Raw genomic sequence first — 15,403 nt, 5'->3', positions numbered from 1 at the left:
ATAGAAATAGGCAACACAATAAGCGTCCCGCCTGCGCAGGACGCCGTATTAAGAGTCTGATCCTACTCGGATGCGGCCCTAACGAGCACCCCCGTTATTGGTCACTCGGTACGCTTGGTATTACCCGCGGAGGTGATATGCGCCTGATCCTGAACATCATCTGGCTTCTGTTCGGCGGCCTATGGATGGCCGCCGGATACCTCGTCGCGGCGCTCGTCAGCTTTCTGCTGATCATCACCATCCCGTTCGGCTTCGCGTCGCTGCGCATCGCCTCGTACGCGCTGTGGCCGTTCGGCCGCACGATCGTCGACAAGCCGACCTCGGGGTCGGGCGCCTTGATCGGAAACATCGTCTGGGTGGTGCTGTTCGGGCTCTGGCTCGCGATCGGTCATCTGATCAGTGCGGTGACGATGGCGCTGACGATCGTCGGCATTCCGCTGGCGCTGGCCAATCTCAAACTGATTCCGGTGTCGCTGATGCCGCTGGGCAAGGAGATCGTTCCCGTCGACTCGCCGGTTCATTACGCGCCGCCGGTGGCCGCATGACCCTGACGGCGTTGGGTTTCCCGACGGTGCGGAGCCGCCCTGACGGCCCGCCCGGCGGGCGTGCCGTTGCCGGGACGGCGCCGTCCGCGGGCCCATTGGTGGACACCTACGGGCGGGTCGCCACGGATCTGCGGATCTCGCTCACCGATCGCTGCAACCTGCGCTGCACCTACTGCATGCCCGCCGAGGGCCTGGACTGGTTGCCGGGCGAGCAGCTGCTGACTGCCGGCGAGCTGGCCAGGCTGATGGACATCGCGGTCACCCGGCTGGGGGTCACCAACGTCCGGTTCACCGGCGGTGAGCCGTTGCTGGCGCGCCACCTCGAAGAGGTGATCGCCGCGGCGGCCGGGCTACGGCCCCGCCCCGAGATCTCCCTGACGACCAACGGCGTCGGGCTGGCACGGCGGGCCGCCGGGCTCGCCCGGGCGGGCCTGGACCGCGTCAACGTCTCGCTGGACAGCGTGGATCGACAGCATTTCGCGGCCATCACCCGCCGTGATCGGCTCGACGACGTGCTGGCCGGGCTGGCCGCCGCCCACGAGGCCGGCCTGGCGCCGGTGAAGGTGAACGCCGTGCTCGACCCCGCGACGGGACGCGAGGACGTGGTGGACCTGTTGCGGTTCTGCCTCGAGCACGGCTACCAGTTGCGTGTCATCGAGCAGATGCCGCTCGACGCCGGGCACCAATGGCGGCGCGACGCGGCGTTGAGCGCCGAGGACGTGCTGGCCGCGCTGCGCCCGCATTTCCGGCTGCGACCGGACCCGGCGCCGCGGGGATCCGCTCCCGCCGAGCTGTGGCTGGTCGACGAGGGCCCCGGCACGCCGGCCGGCAAGGTGGGTGTCATCGCGTCGGTCTCGCACGCGTTTTGCTCGACATGTGACCGCACCCGGTTGACGGCCGACGGCCAGATCCGCAGCTGCCTGTTCGCCAAGGAAGAGACGGACCTTCGGGCGCTGCTGCGCAACGGCGCACCCGACGAGGCGATCGAGGCGGCGTGGCGCACCGCGATGTGGGGCAAGCCCGCCGGCCACGGCATCAACGACCCGAACTTCATCCAGCCCGACCGCCCGATGAGCGCGATCGGTGGCTAGCCCCATGGGGCAGTCCCCCGCCCAGGAGACCGGCATCGGAGTGACGGTGCGCTACTTCGCGGCCGCCCAGGCGGCCGCGGGCGTCGAAGCCGAGACGCTGGTGGTGCGCCCCGGCACCACGGTCGGCGAGCTGGTCGAGCGGCTGGCCGCGCGCGGATCACGCCTTGCCACCGTCTTGAGCCGATGCTCGTACCTTTGCGACGGGGTCGCCGTGCGCGACGAGACCACCGCGTTGCGATCCGGTGACACGATCGATGTCTTGCCGCCATTTTCCGGCGGCTGAAACTGTGAAACATCTCACATAACGGAACGATAACGGCGCGGTCACGCTCCAATCTCGAGTGTAATGACCTGCGCAAACACCGTGTGTTGCTGCGGTTTTCGCAGATGACCGAGAGCGAAACGCCAGGTTTCGCGACACGTGACGAGACCAACAGAAACCGTTACGGTCTCCGAAGGCTCGCCAGCCATCCCGATTGGCGGACCTCCCCTCCCTATCGCGCCGAGCTCCATCCAATAGGCGGGGGCCACCAACTCATGGATGGAGACGGGGGACCCACCGGTCCACCGTGATCGGACTGGGGCCGTTCGCGGCCCCTAGGGGTGAAGCCGGCGTCGTCCTCGACGGCCGCGCCGGCCGGGTGGCCTCTCCAACCCGAACCCGACAGCTGACCTCGCAGGCGCGTGACGAGAGAGGAATACATCGGCGCGCATGAGCGGACGTCACCGTAAGCCCACCGCATCCAGTGTCAACGTCGCCAAGATCGCCTTTACCGGCGCAGTGCTCGGTGGCGGCAGTATCGCCCTAGCCGGCCAGGCGGCCGCGGCCACCGACGGCGAATGGGACCAGGTAGCCCGTTGCGAGTCCGGCGGCAACTGGGCCATCAATACCGGCAACGGCTACCACGGCGGGGTGCAATTCAGCGCCAGCACGTGGTCCTCGCACGGTGGCGGCCAATACGCCCCGTCGGCCGAGCTTGCGACCAAGGAACAGCAGATCGCCGTCGCCGAGCGGGTGCTGGCGACCCAGGGTCGCGGCGCGTGGCCCGTCTGCGGCGGCCCGCTGTCGGGTCCCAGCCCGCGCGAAGTGCCCGCCCCGGCCGGCCTGGACGCCCCGCTGGATGCGCCCGGCGTCAACGGCGCCCCGGCGCCCGACGCTCCACCGCAGGACGCCCCGCCGCCCGCTCCAGTACAGCTGGCCTCCTTCGACCGTCCGGCACCGCCGGAGGCTCCGCCCGCAGACCTGCCGGCGCCCCCTGAGGAGCTGCCGCCCGCTCCCCCCGCGGACGCCGCTCCCCCGGCCGATCTGCCCCCCGCCCCGCCCGCCGACGCGATGCCGCCCGTACCCGTAGCGGACGCGGACTTCCACGGTTTCGTCCCGGTCGGCATGCCGGAGGTCGCCTCCGACGCCAGCTACACCCAGCAGCTGTGGGAAGCGATTCGGGCACAGGATGTTCAGGGGAACGACGCGCTGGACGCCCTGGCGCAGCCGTCGCCCAACGCCTGAGGCTCTAGCGCCACCAGATTCCCCGCACGCCCCGAAAACCCTCCTGTTCGGGGCGTGTTGGGCACGGCGCACCAACTCCCGGACTCAGCTGGCCACGGCATCAGGCCGAGCCCACCCACTCCTCGGTGCCGTCGGCGAAGAACTGGTGCTTCCACACCGGTAGCCGCGCCTTGATGGTGTCGACGAGTCGCGCACAGGTGGTGAACGCCGCCTGGCGATGGTCGGCGGCGACGGCCGCGACCAATGCCGCCTCTCCGATGTGCAGCACACCGACGCGGTGGCTGGCGGCGACGGCGCGGACACCGCTGGACTGCGCCGCCACATCGGCCACCACGTCGGCCATGACCTGGGCGGCCGAGGGGTGCGCCGAGTACTCCAGCCGCACCACCCGGCGCCCCACGTCGTGGTCGCGGATCATGCCGACGAACCCGACGATGGCCCCCGCCGACTGATGGCCCACCAGCTCTTCGTGCTCAGCCAGAAGAATCGGCTGCTCGGTCATGGCTGCGCGCACGACCAGCGTCATCGCTGATGGTCTTTACCGGCGAGTTGATCGAGCGCGTGGTCGAGCACGTCGGCGAGCACCCCGAGCCCGTCGCGCACCCCACCGGGTGAACCCGGCAGGTTGACGATCAGGGTCCGTCCGGCCACCCCGCACACGCTGCGGGACAACACCGACGTCGGCACCTTGGGCAGGCCCGACTGGCGGATCGCCTCTGCCAAGCCGGGGATGAGGTAATCGATGACGGCCACGGTCTGGTCCGGGGTGCTGTCACTGGGTGAGATGCCGGTGCCGCCGGAGGTGAGGATGACGTCGACGTCGTCATCGATCGCGTTGCGCAGCGCATCACCGACCGGCGACCCGTCGGCGACCACCTCCGGCTCCCCGGCCGAAAAGCCCCGCTGGGTCAGCCATTCGGTGATGATCGGCCCGCATCGGTCTTCGTACTGTCCGGCCGACGCCCGGGTCGAGGCGATGATGACGCGGGCCGATCGGGTGCTCATGACCGCGTCCACATTCCGGTTTTGCCGCCTTCCTTGCGCAGGACTCGAATGTCATCGATCCGCGCGGCCGGGTCGACCGCTTTGATCATGTCGTAGAGCGTCAGGGCCGCGACGCTGACGGCGCTCAGCGCTTCCATCTCCACCCCCGTGCGGTCGGTGCTGCGCACCGTCGCGGTGATCTCGATGTCCGACTCCGCCACGTCGAAGTCGATGTCGACCCCGGTCAGCGCCAGCTGATGGCAGAGCGGGATGAGCTCGCTGGTGCGCTTCGCCGCTTGGATACCCGCTACCCGGGCGGTGGCAAGCGCGTCGCCCTTGGGCAGGCCCCCGGTCGAGATCAGCTCCACCACGTGTGCCGACGTGCGCAGGGCGCCCGCGGCGACGGCGGTCCGCTTGGTGGCTACCTTCTCGCTGACGTCGACCATGTGGGCCGCCCCCTGGTCGTCCACGTGTGACAGCGCACCCGAGCGGGATTCTCCCGACGCCCAGGTCGCCGAGGCTTTCGAGGCCTCAGAGGCCCTAGCCATGGAAAGACCTACCGATTGACGACGGTGACCGGGTGCAGGTAGGGCAGCTCGGTGGAGGGCAGCGGGAACGTCAGCTCGCCGAAGGGCGACAGCGCACCCGTCCGGTCGGTGACGAGTTCACTGACCGCGTGGTCGTCGGGGTCCGTCGTCGGCCAGCCGTTGTCGACGTACTTGGTTTTGCGAGCTTTGCCCTCAGCAGTGTCAGCCACGAGGTCCATTCTGACAGGTGACCCAGGAGCGCGTGGCGCAAGACCGTAGGTTCGCGCCGCCCCTTCGCGATCTGCTCGGCATCCACGACCTGCTTTACGCTGGTCAGCGATGACCGACAACACCCCGGATATCCCGCTGGGGTCGTGGCTGGCCGAGTTGTCCGATGAGCGCCTGATCCGACTGCTGGAATTGCGGCGGGACCTCGCCCAGCCCCCGCCCGGCAGCATCGCCGCACTGGCGGCCCGAGCCCAGGCCCGCCAGTCGATCAAGGCCGCCACCGACGACCTCGACTTCCTGCGGCTGGCGGTGCTCGACGCGCTGCTGGTGCTGCGGGCCGACGCGGAACCGGTGCCGACCGCGAAGCTGCTGGCGCTGATCGGTGATCGCGCCCCCGAAGGCGACGTCCTCGACGCGGTCGACGACCTCCGGCAACGCGTCCTGGTCTGGGGCGAGACCGCGCTGCGGGTCGCCCCCGACGCCGGGACGGGAATGCCGTGGCATCCGGGGCAGGTCATGCTCGAGGACACCTCGCGCGACGCCGAGCAGATCGCGGCCCTGATCGACGACCTCGACCGGGCGCAGCTCGAGGTGCTGGAGAAACTTCTCGAAGGCTCCCCGATGGGCCGCACCCGCGACGCGGCGCCGGGCGCGGCGGCGGACCGCCCGGTGCCCCAGCTGCTGGCCATGGGCCTGTTGCGGCGCATCGACGCCGAGACCGTGATCCTGCCCCGCCACGTGGGACAGGTGCTGCGCGGCGAGCGGCCCGGCCCGATGCAACTGACCGCGCCGAACCCGGTGGTGTCGACCACCACCGCCGACGACGTCGACGCGACGGCCGCCGGAGCCGCCATCGACCTGCTGCGGGAGCTCGACGTTCTGCTCGAAACGCTTTCCGCCGCACCGGTTTCCGAGTTGCGCAGCGGGGGCCTGGGAATCCGGGACGTCAAGCGGCTGAGCAAGGTGACCGGGATCGACGAGTCACGGCTGGGTTTGATCCTCGAAGTCGCCGCCGCGGCCGGGTTGATCGCCAGCGGCATGCCCGACCCCGAACCGGCGGCCGGCGAGGCACCGTACTGGGCGCCGACGGTCGCCACCGATCGGTTCGCCGCGCTGTCCGCCGCCGAGCGTTGGCGCCTGTTGGCCAGCAGCTGGCTCGACCTGCCCAGCCGGCCGGCGCTGATCGGCACGCGCGGTCCCGACGCCAAACCCTATGGGGCCCTTACCGATGCCCTGTATTCCACCGCCGCGCCGCTGGATCGCCGCCTGTTGCTCGGCATGCTGTCCGGGCTCCCGCCCGGGGCCGGCGTCGACGCGGCGGAAGCATCGGCCGCGCTGATCTGGCGGCGTCCGCGGTGGGCCAAGCGGTTACAGCCGGGGCCCGTCGGGGATCTGCTCGCCGAAGGCCACGCCATGGGGCTGGTGGGGCGCGGGGCGATCAGCACGCCCGGCCGGGCGCTGCTGGACGAGGACAACGATCCGCAGGCCGCGATCGACGCCATGACCAGGGCGCTGCCCGAACCGGTCGATCACTTCCTGGTGCAGGCGGACCTGACGGTTGTCGTGCCGGGTCCGCTGCAGCGCGACCTGGCCGAGCAACTCGCCACCGTGGCCACCGTCGAATCGGCGGGCACGGCGATGGTGTACCGCGTCAGCGAGCAGTCGATCCGGCATGCGCTCGACGTCGGCAAGACCAGCGACTGGATGCATGCCCTGTTCGCCAAGCACTCCAAAACGCCAGTGCCCCAAGGGCTTACCTATCTCATCGACGACGTCGCGCGCAGGCACGGGCAGCTGCGGATCGGCATGGCCGCGGCGTTCGTGCGGTGCGAGGATCCGGCGCTGCTGGCCCAGGCCGTGGCCGCTCCCGCGACCGAAGAGGTGCAGTTGCGCGCCCTGGCCCCCACGGTGGCGGTGTCGCCGGCGCCGATCGGCGAGGTGCTCGCCGCGCTGCGAGCCGCGGGCTTCGCTCCGGCGGCCGAGGACTCGACCGGCGCCATCGTCGACGTCCGGCCCCGGGGCGCCCGGGTGGCCACACCGCAACAACGCCGTCCCTATCGCCCGCTGCGCCGTCCCAACAGCGACAGTCTCCACGCGGTGGTCGCGGTGCTGCGCAAGGTCACCGCCGCACCGTTCGGCAACGTTCGCGTCGATCCGGCGGCCACCATGACGCTGTTGCAGCGCGCCGCCCGGGAACAAGACACCCTGGTGATCGGTTATCTAGACGCGGCCGGCGTGGCCACCCAGCGCGTCGTGTCGCCGATCACCGTCCGGGGCGGTCAGCTGGTGGCCTTTGATTCGGCATCGGGCAGGCTGCGCGACTTCGCCATCCACCGCATCACGTCGGTGGTGTCGGGCTCGGGCCGATAATGGACGGCATGCCGGAGCTTATGCAGGGCGAAGCGATGAGGAGTGGCGCCATCTATGTCTGACGGACCGTTGATCGTGCAGTCAGACAAGACGGTGCTGCTCGAGGTGGAGCACGAACAGGCCGGCGCGGCGCGGGCCGCGATCGCGCCGTTCGCCGAGCTGGAACGCGCACCCGAGCACGTGCACACCTACCGCATCACACCGCTGGCACTGTGGAACGCCCGCGCCGCCGGGCACGACGCCGAACAGGTCGTCGACGCGCTGGTCTCCTTCTCCCGCTACGCGGTGCCGCAGCCGCTGCTGGTCGACATCGTCGACACCATGGCCCGCTACGGCCGCTTACAGCTGGTGAAAAACCCGGCGCACGGCCTGACGCTGGTGAGCCTGGACCGCGCGGTGCTCGAGGAAGTGTTGCGCAACAAGAAGATCGCCCCGATGCTCGGCGCCCGGATCGACGACGACACGGTCATCGTCCACCCGAGCGAGCGCGGCCGGGTCAAGCAAATGCTACTCAAGATCGGTTGGCCCGCAGAGGATCTCGCTGGCTACGTCGACGGCGAGGCGCATCCGATCAGCCTGGCCCAGGACGGCTGGCACCTGCGCGACTACCAGCAGATGGCCACCGACTCGTTCTGGTCGGGTGGCTCCGGCGTGGTGGTGCTTCCCTGTGGCGCCGGCAAGACCTTGGTGGGCGCCGCCGCGATGGCGAAAGCCGGTGCGACAACGCTGATTTTGGTCACCAACATCGTCGCGGCGCGGCAGTGGAAGCGTGAGCTGATCGCCCGCACCTCGCTCACCGAGGACGAGATCGGCGAATACTCCGGTGAGCGCAAGGAGATTCGGCCGGTGACCATCTCGACGTACCAGATGATCACTCGCCGCACCAAGGGCGAGTACCGCCACCTCGAGCTCTTCGACAGCCGCGACTGGGGGCTGATCATCTACGACGAGGTCCACTTGTTGCCGGCGCCGGTGTTTCGGATGACCGCCGATCTGCAATCCAAGCGGCGCCTGGGGCTGACCGCCACGCTGGTCCGCGAGGACGGCCGCGAGGGCGACGTGTTCTCCCTGATCGGCCCGAAACGCTATGACGCGCCGTGGAAGGACATCGAGGCGCAGGGGTGGATCGCACCGGCGGAGTGCGTCGAGGTGCGGGTCACCATGACCGACAACGAGCGGATGATGTACGCCACCGCCGAGCCCGAAGAGCGCTACAAGCTGTGCTCGACGGTGCACACCAAAATCGCTGTGGTCAAATCGATTCTGGCGAAGCATCCGGGTGAGCAGACCCTGGTGATCGGCGCGTACCTCGATCAGCTCGACGAGCTGGGCGCCGAGCTGGGCGCCCCGGTGATCCAGGGCTCCACGCGGACCAAGGAACGCGAGGAGCTGTTCGACGGCTTCCGCCGCGGCGAGGTGAACACGCTGGTGGTTTCCAAGGTCGCCAACTTCTCCATCGACTTGCCGGAAGCCGCGGTGGCCGTGCAGGTTTCGGGAACCTTCGGCTCGCGCCAGGAAGAGGCGCAGCGGCTGGGCCGGTTGCTGCGGCCCAAGGCCGACGGCGGCGGCGCCATCTTCTATTCCGTGGTGGCGCGCGACAGCCTGGACGCCGAATACGCCGCCCACCGGCAGCGTTTCCTGGCCGAGCAGGGTTACGGCTACATCATCCGCGACGCCGACGACCTCCTGGGTCCGGCCATCTAGCGAGCGAACGCAAAAGCCCCCGAAACTCCGTTGTTTCGGGGGCTTTTGTGTCTGGCGGCGCTACCGAGACAGGATGGTCGCCGAGGCGGTGCCGGGCGCGCCGTACACCTGGGCCAGGCCGACGCGCGGATCGCCGGGGACCTGACGCTCCCCCGCCTCGCCGCGCAACTGGCGCACCAGTTCGTGCATCTGCCGCAGCCCCGACGCACCGATCGGCTCGCCGTTGGCGATCAGCCCGCCGTCGGTGTTGACGGGAATCGAGCCGTGGATCTCGGTGGCGCCGTCGGCCAGCAGCTTCTCCTGTTCGCCGTCCGCGCACAATCCGGTCTCGGCCATGTGGATCACCTCGGCGCCGGCGTCGGTGTCCTGCAACTGCGCGACGTCGACGTCTTCGGGTCCGATGCCGGCCGCCTCGTAGGCGGCCTTGGCCGCGTACACGGTCGGTGACGCGTCCTCGTCCAGCGGCGCCGACGTGGCGTGCACCTCGTAGGCGCCGAAGCGCCGGGTGCGAATCTCGCAGGCGCGCACATAGACCGGCTTGTCGGTGAATTTCTCGGCCATGTCGGCGCGACACATGATGACCGCGGCCGCCCCCTCGTCGGGCGCGCAGAACATGTACTGCGTCAACGGGTAGTTCAGCGCGGGCGAGGCGAGGATCTCCTCGACGGAGATCTCCTTGCGCCGGAAGGCATTCGGGTTCAGCGCACCGTTGCGGAAGTTCTTGTTGGCCACCCGCGCCAGCGTCTCCTGGGAGATGTTGTGGTCGTGGATGTACTTGTTGGCCTTCATGCCGAAGAACTTGGTGGTGACGAACTGCCCGTTGTTGGCGTACCACTGCGGCAGCGCCAGCTTGGCGGGGTCGTCGGTGAAGGCACCGCGCGGATGCTTGTCGAGGCCGATGGCAATACCGATGTCGTACTTGCCCAACCGGATGGTGTCGGCGGTCTGCTGGATGGCGCTGGCCGCGGTGGCGCAGGCGTTGAACACGTTGGTGAACGTGATGCCGGTCAGGCCGACCAGGCGGGTCACGGCGTCGGGGTTGGAGACCTCGTAGCTGCCGCCGAATCCGAATTGGATGTCTTTCCAGTCCACTCCGGCGTCTTTGAGCGCGAGCTGGACGGCCTCGGCGCCCATCTGCATCGCCGTCTTGTCGAACCTGCCGAACGGGTGCAGGCCCACGCCGATGATGGCGACGTCGTTGGTCATCTCGATCCTCCTGACTCAGGCGACGGGCTGGAACGCGAAGGTGATGATTTCGGCGCCCTCGTCGTCGGTGGCGAACGGCACCATGGTGAGTTCGACTTCCTGGCCGAACTTCAACTTGGCCGGGTCGTTCTCGGTCAGGCGGCCTTCGACCCGGATCACATCACCGAGCTGGACCAGTCCCACTCCGAAGGGCACGAAGTCCTTACCGGCCGGGCCGATGTAAGGGGCTCCAGGGGGAAAGCCCTGGGTCGTCCACGCCACCAGCGTTCCGCGCCGGGGCAACAGCACGTCGGACATCTCGCCACCGCTGCAGCGCGGGCACCACTGCTGCACCGGGAAGGTGGTCGCCTCGCAGCTGCCGCATCGGCTGCCGATGAGCTGCGGGCTCTCATCGGGCCAGGTAGAGATCTCCGGGGCAAGTGCCTTCTGCATCGGGGGGTCCTCCAGGAACGTCGACAATCCGCCAACAGAACTCACTGAACCGTATAACAGCTTTCCGAAAAGTGGAAACCGCATTCTCGCCTCCGCGCAATGGGCGAGGACTGGCGTCGGGCGCGGGGAAGATATGTTGGCGCCATGACGGTCACCGTGATACTCGAGCTCAGGTTCAAGCCCGACGAGGTCGCCGCGGGGCGCGAGCTGATGGGCCGGGCGCTGCAGGACACCCGCGCGTTCGACGGGAATGTCCGCACCGACGTGCTCGTCGACGAAGACGATGAAGCGCACTGGCTGATTTACGAAATTTGGGAGACGGTCGAGCACGACGAGGCTTACCGCGCGTTCCGCGCGGGCGAGGGCAAGCTGACGCAGCTTCCCCCGCTGCTGGCCGCGCCCCCGGCCAAGACCAGGTATCTCACCAGCGACGTGTAGCTCGCGCCGGCCGATCAGCCCGCGCCGGCGCGGTGGGTATTCGGGCTCACCCCGTAGGCGCGTTTGAAGGCGGTACTCAACGCGAACGGGGTGGCGTAGCCGACCTCTCGGGCGACGGCGGCGATGGTCGCCTGGCTGGACCGCAGCAGATCGGCGGCCAACGCAAGCCGCCAACCGGTCAGGAAAGCGATCGGCGGCTCGCCCACCTGCTCGGTGAACCGGCGGGCGAACGCTGCGCGTGACGCGCCAACTGCCGCAGCGAGATTCGCGACGGTCCAGGGGTGCGCGGGGTTGCTGTAGATCAGCTTCAAGGCCGGCCCCACCACCGCGTCGCGTTCGGCGTGCCACCAGGCGGGCGCGTTGACGTCGTTGTCGAACCAGATGCGCAGCACCCCGATGAGCAGCAAGTCGAGCAGCCGATCCAGATACGCCTCTTGGCCGGGGCCGCCACGGCCGGCCTCGCTGGCCAACAGCGGAACCAGCGGACTGTCCCATTCGTCCGCGCGCAACACCAGCACGGCGGGCAGCGCGTCGAGCAACCGGGCGCTGACCTCGCTGCGTCCCTCGTACGCGCAGACGATGGAGCGGGTCGCACCCGAGGGACTGTTACCCCACGTCCGCACGCCCAACGACATTTCGAAGTGCAAGTCGTCCCCGGTCTGCGTGGTGCACCGTTGACCCGGATGGATCACCGCCGTCGGGGCGGTCCCCGGGTCGTCCGCGAAGACGTAATGCTGGGTGCCGCGGGTGAGCGCAATGTCCCCGGGACGTAGCCAATCGGTGCCGCTGTCGTCGCCGACGATGACGGCGCTGCCATGCGTCTGGCAGATGATCGCCAGCGGCGCGTCGTCCTGGATGCGCAGCGACCACGGCGGGTCCATCATCATGCGCAACACAAATGCCCCGCGCGCCCGAACGCCGTCGAGCAATCCCACCACGGCGTCCACAACCGGATCGTAGACGGGCGCATATGTAATCGGGACGGATAGCGATGGATGGTCTCAGCCGGCCCGCGGTTGACTTCAGGCCATGAACGCAAGTCCGGTTGTCATCCTGACCTCCATCGCCACGATCGTCGGCGCCGCCGCCGGCGGAATGATGTACGTGTTCTCCACATTCGTGATGCGCGGCCTGAATGGCATCGATTCGCGCGAGGCGATTGCCGCGATGCGCGGTATCAACGTCGCAGCGAATTCCAGTCCCGCGTTTCTGCTCGCGTATTTTGGTGCGGCGATCCTCGCCTTGGCGGTCGGCGTCGTTGCGGTGACGCAGTTGCCCCAACCCGGCAGCTGGTGGCTGTTGGCGGGAGCGGTTTTCGCGATCCTCGCCGCGATCATCACGGTGGTGTTCAACGTGCCGCTGAACAACCGTCTCGACGGCGTAGACCCGGTGGGGCTGTCGGCCGCCGACGCCGCGCGCGAATGGCAGACGTACTTCTCCACGTGGACGGCATGGAACCATGTCCGCACCGTCACCGCGTTCCTCGGCGCCGCACTGATGCTGGTCGGGCTGCGCTGCCGCTAGCTCAGTGCGGGAATGACCTCTCGTTCGAACAGCTCGATGCCGGAACGGTCGTAGGCGGCCTCGGGGAAATAGCAGATGGCGTAGTCGCATCCGAGATCTCGGAGCTTCGTCAGACGCTCGACGACCTGTTCCGGCGTGCCGGTGGCCGAGTCCGGCCCGCTGGTGCCGGCGATCATCGCGTCCGCGGCGGCCTCCCCGACGTAATCGGCCATGCGTCCGCGGACCCGTTGCAGCCGGTCTTTGACGTCGGCCTCCGACGGGCCGACGACGGCGTTGACGTTGACCGAACGCACGATGGCGTCGAAGTCGGTGCCCACTTCGCGGCAGTGCCCGGCCAGCACCTGCGACTTGTGGGCGAACGCGGCCGGCTCGGGCGTGAAGTTGGTGTACTGCGCGTACCGGGCGGCGATACGCAAGGTCACCTTCTCGCCGCCGCCGGCGATCCACAGCGGAATCCCGTTGTCCTGCAGTGGCTTAGGGGCGACGATCGCGCCGTCCACCTGGTAGTGCTTGCCGTCGAAGCTGACCTTGCCGTCGCGCCAGGCGTCGCGCATGATCTGGACGCCTTCGTCGAGGCGACCCAACCGGACGCCCGCCGACGGGAATCCGTAACCGTAAGCGCGCCATTCATGTTCGTACCAGCCGCCGCCGATCCCCATCTGAATCCGGCCACCGGAGATGATGTCGGCCGTCGCGGCCACCTTGGCGAGGTAGACCGGGTTGCGGTAGCTCATGGCCGTGCACATCTGGCCGAGCTTGATGCGCGACGTGGTGGCCGCGTACGCGGACATGAGCGACCACGCCTCGTGGGTGGCTTCCCCGGTGGGCACCGGGACGGTGTGGAAGTGGTCGTAGACCCACAACGAGTCCCACCGGCCGCGGTCCGCGTGATCGGCCAGATCGCGCATCACCGCCCAGTGTTTGTCGGGTTCGATGCCGACCAGATCCATCCGCCAGCCTTGCGGAATGAAGAGACCGAAGCGCATACCAACGGACTTTAGCCCCGCCACTATTCAGCCATTCAGCGCGTCGAACGCGGCCGCGACCGACTTCTCGCGCAGTTCCTCCTGCGGCGCGTCGACGAACTGCACGCAGCAGTCCTGCAAGCCGCCGAACGCGACGACCGCGCGGGTGGACTGTGCGAGCGTCGGCGTCTCACCGAACACCAGCCGCGCCAACCGCTCTCGCCACGCCAGCACGGTGTCGATGAGGTCCAGGTCGATCAGCGTCGACAACTCGGTCAGCAACAGCACCAGGTCCCGGCGGTGCCGGTAGTGGAAATCGAAATAGCCCTCCAACAACTCGCGAACATCGACGGCGCCGCGGCCCTCGTGGTCGGCGACGAACCGCTCGCCCTCGTCGATCAGCGGCACCAGGATGCTGCGCACCAGGTCCTCGCGTGACGGAAAGTGGTAGTACAGCGCGGGTTTGGTGATGCCCAGCTGGTTGGCGATGTCCTGCAGGCTGGTGCGCTGCACGCCGCGCTGCAAAAACAGCTCGCGAGCGACCTCCTGAATCCGCTCGCGCGTGTCTGACCGGGGCCTGCTCACCCGCCCGAGTTTATCTGACTTACCGATCGGTAAGTGGGATGCTATGCTTACCGAACGTTAAGTAAGTGCGGGAGGTGGATCGTGCGGATACTCATTTCCGGCGCCAGCGTCGCCGGCCCGGTGCTGGCGCACTGGCTGTCCCGCTACGGCTTCGACGTCACCGTCGTCGAGCGCGCCCCGACGCTGCGCAAAACCGGCGGCCACGCCGTCGACTTGTTCCGTCCGGCGATGGAGATCTCGGCGAAGATGGGCGTCCTGCCCCGCATCGAGGCCCTGGCCACCGGAACCACCCGCCTGGCGCTGTACCGAGAAGGCCGGCCGCGGGCCACCGACATCGACCTCACCAAGATCTACGCCGCCGGCTCCGACCGGCACGTGGAGATCATGCGCGACGACCTCAGCGAGATCTACTACGACGCCGCCCGCGACGACGTCGAGTACCTGTTCGGCGACTCGATCACCGAGATCGAGCACGACGGCACCGTGGCGTTCGAGCGCTCCGAGGCACGCACCTTCGACGTCATCGTCGGCGCCGACGGCCTGCACTCCAACGTTCGGCGCCTGACCTTCGGCGAGGAAGCCGGCCTGACGCGCTTCCTCGGGGGATACCTGTCGGTGCTGTCGGCGCCCAAGGCGCTGGTGCGGGCCGGCGAGATGGTCGGCCACGTCGGCGTCGGCCGCTTCGCCGGTATCTACACTGCGGACCACCTGGACGACGCGCGGGTGGTGTTTCTGTTTCGCCGCCGGGAAGAACCCGACTACGACCACCGCGATGTGTTGCGGCAGAAGGAGTTACTGCGCGACGCGTTCACCGGGATGCATGACCAGGTGGACGGCTGGCTGGCCGAAATCGAGCGCACGCCCACCTTCTACTTCGACTCCATCACCCAGCTCCGCACGGACAGGTGGTCGCGCCGCCGCGTCACCCTGGTCGGCGATGCCGGATACTGCCCCGGGCCGGCGGTGGGCGGCAGCACCAGCCTCGCCGTCCTCGGCGCCTACGTGCTCGCCGGAGAACTCGCCCGCGCCGACGGCGACCACCTGCGCGCCTTCGCCGCCTACGAACTGCAGATGCGCGAACCGGTGCATCGCAGCCGGTCCTTCGCCCGCGGCGCGGCCAAGGGCATCATCCCCGGTTCCCGCGCCGGAGTCTGGGCGTTAACCCGTGGAGCCCAACTGATCTCGGCGATGCCGGGGTCGCTGTCCCGGTCGCTGGCCAAGCTGAACACCAAGGGCGTCCGCATGCACGACTCGATGCCGGTCCCCGACTACGCCGGAAGCGACGTCTGACAGCATG

18 protein-coding genes and 1 riboswitch are annotated in these 15,403 nt (G+C 68.8%); of the genes, 9 read left to right on the top strand and 9 right to left on the bottom strand.

The window, feature by feature from the left end; genetic code table 11:
* Nucleotides 1–137 precede the first annotated feature (137 nt).
* From OCQ_RS04375 to OCQ_RS04360, 4 genes are all read left to right on the top strand, one after another.
* Nucleotides 138–545 (top strand): YccF domain-containing protein, encoded by a 408-nt coding sequence (locus OCQ_RS04375; protein ID WP_014383886.1) that lies wholly within the window; start codon nucleotides 138–140, stop codon nucleotides 543–545.
* Nucleotides 542–1,636, top strand: coding sequence for a GTP 3',8-cyclase MoaA (moaA, locus tag OCQ_RS04370; protein ID WP_041784803.1), 1,095 nt, complete (start codon nucleotides 542–544; stop codon nucleotides 1,634–1,636). The genes OCQ_RS04375 and moaA overlap by 4 nt, the downstream gene beginning before the upstream one ends.
* Before the next feature lie 4 nt (nucleotides 1,637–1,640).
* Nucleotides 1,641–1,919 carry a MoaD/ThiS family protein gene (locus OCQ_RS04365; protein WP_009957587.1) on the top strand — a complete coding sequence of 93 codons (279 nt, stop codon included), beginning with the start codon at nucleotides 1,641–1,643 and terminating at the stop codon, nucleotides 1,917–1,919.
* Between the two features lie 232 nt (nucleotides 1,920–2,151).
* Nucleotides 2,152–2,335, top strand: a riboswitch (cyclic di-AMP (ydaO/yuaA leader).
* Nucleotides 2,336–2,348: 13 nt separating this feature from the next.
* Entirely contained in the window at nucleotides 2,349–3,143 is a 795-nt protein-coding gene (locus tag OCQ_RS04360; RefSeq protein WP_014383885.1) for a transglycosylase family protein, read from the top strand.
* Nucleotides 3,144–3,243: 100 nt separating this feature from the next.
* On the opposite strand, the gene OCQ_RS04355 is transcribed toward OCQ_RS04360, so the two are convergent.
* The 4 genes from OCQ_RS04355 to OCQ_RS04340 are packed head-to-tail and all read right to left on the bottom strand — an operon-like array spanning nucleotide 3,244 to nucleotide 4,884.
* On the bottom strand, nucleotides 3,244–3,669 hold the full coding sequence (locus OCQ_RS04355; RefSeq protein ID WP_008253842.1) for a molybdenum cofactor biosynthesis protein MoaE: 426 nt from the start codon (nucleotides 3,667–3,669) through the stop codon (nucleotides 3,244–3,246).
* The gene (locus OCQ_RS04350) at nucleotides 3,666–4,148 is read right to left on the bottom strand and encodes a MogA/MoaB family molybdenum cofactor biosynthesis protein (protein WP_009951770.1); all 483 of its coding nucleotides are present in this window, start codon (nucleotides 4,146–4,148) and stop codon (nucleotides 3,666–3,668) included. The genes OCQ_RS04355 and OCQ_RS04350 overlap by 4 nt, the downstream gene beginning before the upstream one ends.
* Complete coding sequence (moaC, locus tag OCQ_RS04345; protein WP_026071397.1) at nucleotides 4,145–4,675, bottom strand: cyclic pyranopterin monophosphate synthase MoaC; 531 nt, start codon at nucleotides 4,673–4,675, stop codon at nucleotides 4,145–4,147. The genes OCQ_RS04350 and moaC overlap by 4 nt, the downstream gene beginning before the upstream one ends.
* An 8-nt stretch (nucleotides 4,676–4,683) precedes the next feature.
* Nucleotides 4,684–4,884, bottom strand: coding sequence for a hypothetical protein (locus OCQ_RS04340; RefSeq protein WP_008253834.1), 201 nt, complete (start codon nucleotides 4,882–4,884; stop codon nucleotides 4,684–4,686).
* Between the two features lie 109 nt (nucleotides 4,885–4,993).
* Here OCQ_RS04340 and OCQ_RS04335 point away from each other — a divergent pair, with 109 nt between their 5' ends.
* Both OCQ_RS04335 and OCQ_RS04330 read left to right on the top strand, forming a co-directional pair.
* The gene (locus tag OCQ_RS04335; RefSeq protein WP_014383884.1) at nucleotides 4,994–7,252 is read left to right on the top strand and encodes a helicase-associated domain-containing protein; all 2,259 of its coding nucleotides are present in this window, start codon (nucleotides 4,994–4,996) and stop codon (nucleotides 7,250–7,252) included.
* Between the two features lie 54 nt (nucleotides 7,253–7,306).
* Nucleotides 7,307–8,956 (top strand): DNA repair helicase XPB, encoded by a 1,650-nt coding sequence (locus OCQ_RS04330; RefSeq protein WP_014379227.1) that lies wholly within the window; start codon nucleotides 7,307–7,309, stop codon nucleotides 8,954–8,956.
* Between the two features lie 60 nt (nucleotides 8,957–9,016).
* Here the strand turns inward: OCQ_RS04330 and OCQ_RS04325 are convergent, their stop codons facing one another.
* Together OCQ_RS04325 and OCQ_RS04320 are read right to left on the bottom strand one after the other, a co-directional pair.
* On the bottom strand, nucleotides 9,017–10,162 hold the full coding sequence (locus OCQ_RS04325; RefSeq protein WP_014383883.1) for a thiolase family protein: 1,146 nt from the start codon (nucleotides 10,160–10,162) through the stop codon (nucleotides 9,017–9,019).
* A gap of 15 nt (nucleotides 10,163–10,177) precedes the next feature.
* Nucleotides 10,178–10,594: a Zn-ribbon domain-containing OB-fold protein gene (locus OCQ_RS04320; RefSeq protein WP_009951778.1), complete on the bottom strand. Its 417-nt coding sequence runs from the start codon at nucleotides 10,592–10,594 to the stop codon at nucleotides 10,178–10,180.
* A 144-nt stretch (nucleotides 10,595–10,738) separates the two neighbouring features.
* Here OCQ_RS04320 and OCQ_RS04315 point away from each other — a divergent pair, with 144 nt between their 5' ends.
* Nucleotides 10,739–11,032: a putative quinol monooxygenase gene (locus tag OCQ_RS04315; protein ID WP_008253825.1), complete on the top strand. Its 294-nt coding sequence runs from the start codon at nucleotides 10,739–10,741 to the stop codon at nucleotides 11,030–11,032.
* Nucleotides 11,033–11,046: 14 nt separating this feature from the next.
* On the opposite strand, the gene OCQ_RS04310 is transcribed toward OCQ_RS04315, so the two are convergent.
* Nucleotides 11,047–11,979: an AraC family transcriptional regulator gene (locus OCQ_RS04310; RefSeq protein WP_014383882.1), complete on the bottom strand. Its 933-nt coding sequence runs from the start codon at nucleotides 11,977–11,979 to the stop codon at nucleotides 11,047–11,049.
* A gap of 82 nt (nucleotides 11,980–12,061) precedes the next feature.
* On the opposite strand from OCQ_RS04310, the gene OCQ_RS04305 reads away from it, so the two are divergent.
* Entirely contained in the window at nucleotides 12,062–12,556 is a 495-nt protein-coding gene (locus tag OCQ_RS04305) for an anthrone oxygenase family protein (RefSeq protein WP_014383881.1), read from the top strand.
* Here OCQ_RS04305 and OCQ_RS04300 read toward each other — a convergent pair.
* Both OCQ_RS04300 and OCQ_RS04295 read right to left on the bottom strand, forming a co-directional pair.
* Nucleotides 12,553–13,542 (bottom strand): LLM class F420-dependent oxidoreductase, encoded by a 990-nt coding sequence (locus OCQ_RS04300; protein ID WP_014383880.1) that lies wholly within the window; start codon nucleotides 13,540–13,542, stop codon nucleotides 12,553–12,555. The two genes, OCQ_RS04305 and OCQ_RS04300, sit on opposite strands and share 4 nt — an antisense overlap.
* A 27-nt stretch (nucleotides 13,543–13,569) precedes the next feature.
* Nucleotides 13,570–14,106 (bottom strand): TetR/AcrR family transcriptional regulator, encoded by a 537-nt coding sequence (locus OCQ_RS04295; protein ID WP_009951783.1) that lies wholly within the window; start codon nucleotides 14,104–14,106, stop codon nucleotides 13,570–13,572.
* Nucleotides 14,107–14,187: 81 nt separating this feature from the next.
* On the opposite strand from OCQ_RS04295, the gene OCQ_RS04290 reads away from it, so the two are divergent.
* Entirely contained in the window at nucleotides 14,188–15,396 is a 1,209-nt protein-coding gene (locus OCQ_RS04290; protein ID WP_014383879.1) for an FAD-dependent monooxygenase, read from the top strand.
* Nucleotides 15,397–15,403: the final 7 nt, after the last annotated feature.

This window comes from Mycobacterium paraintracellulare, from assembly GCF_000276825.1.
In the GTDB taxonomy this organism is placed as follows: Bacteria; Actinomycetota; Actinomycetes; order Mycobacteriales; family Mycobacteriaceae; genus Mycobacterium; species Mycobacterium intracellulare.
Note: the sequence above shows the minus strand (reverse complement) of the source record. Positions and strands in the feature narration are given on the sequence as shown.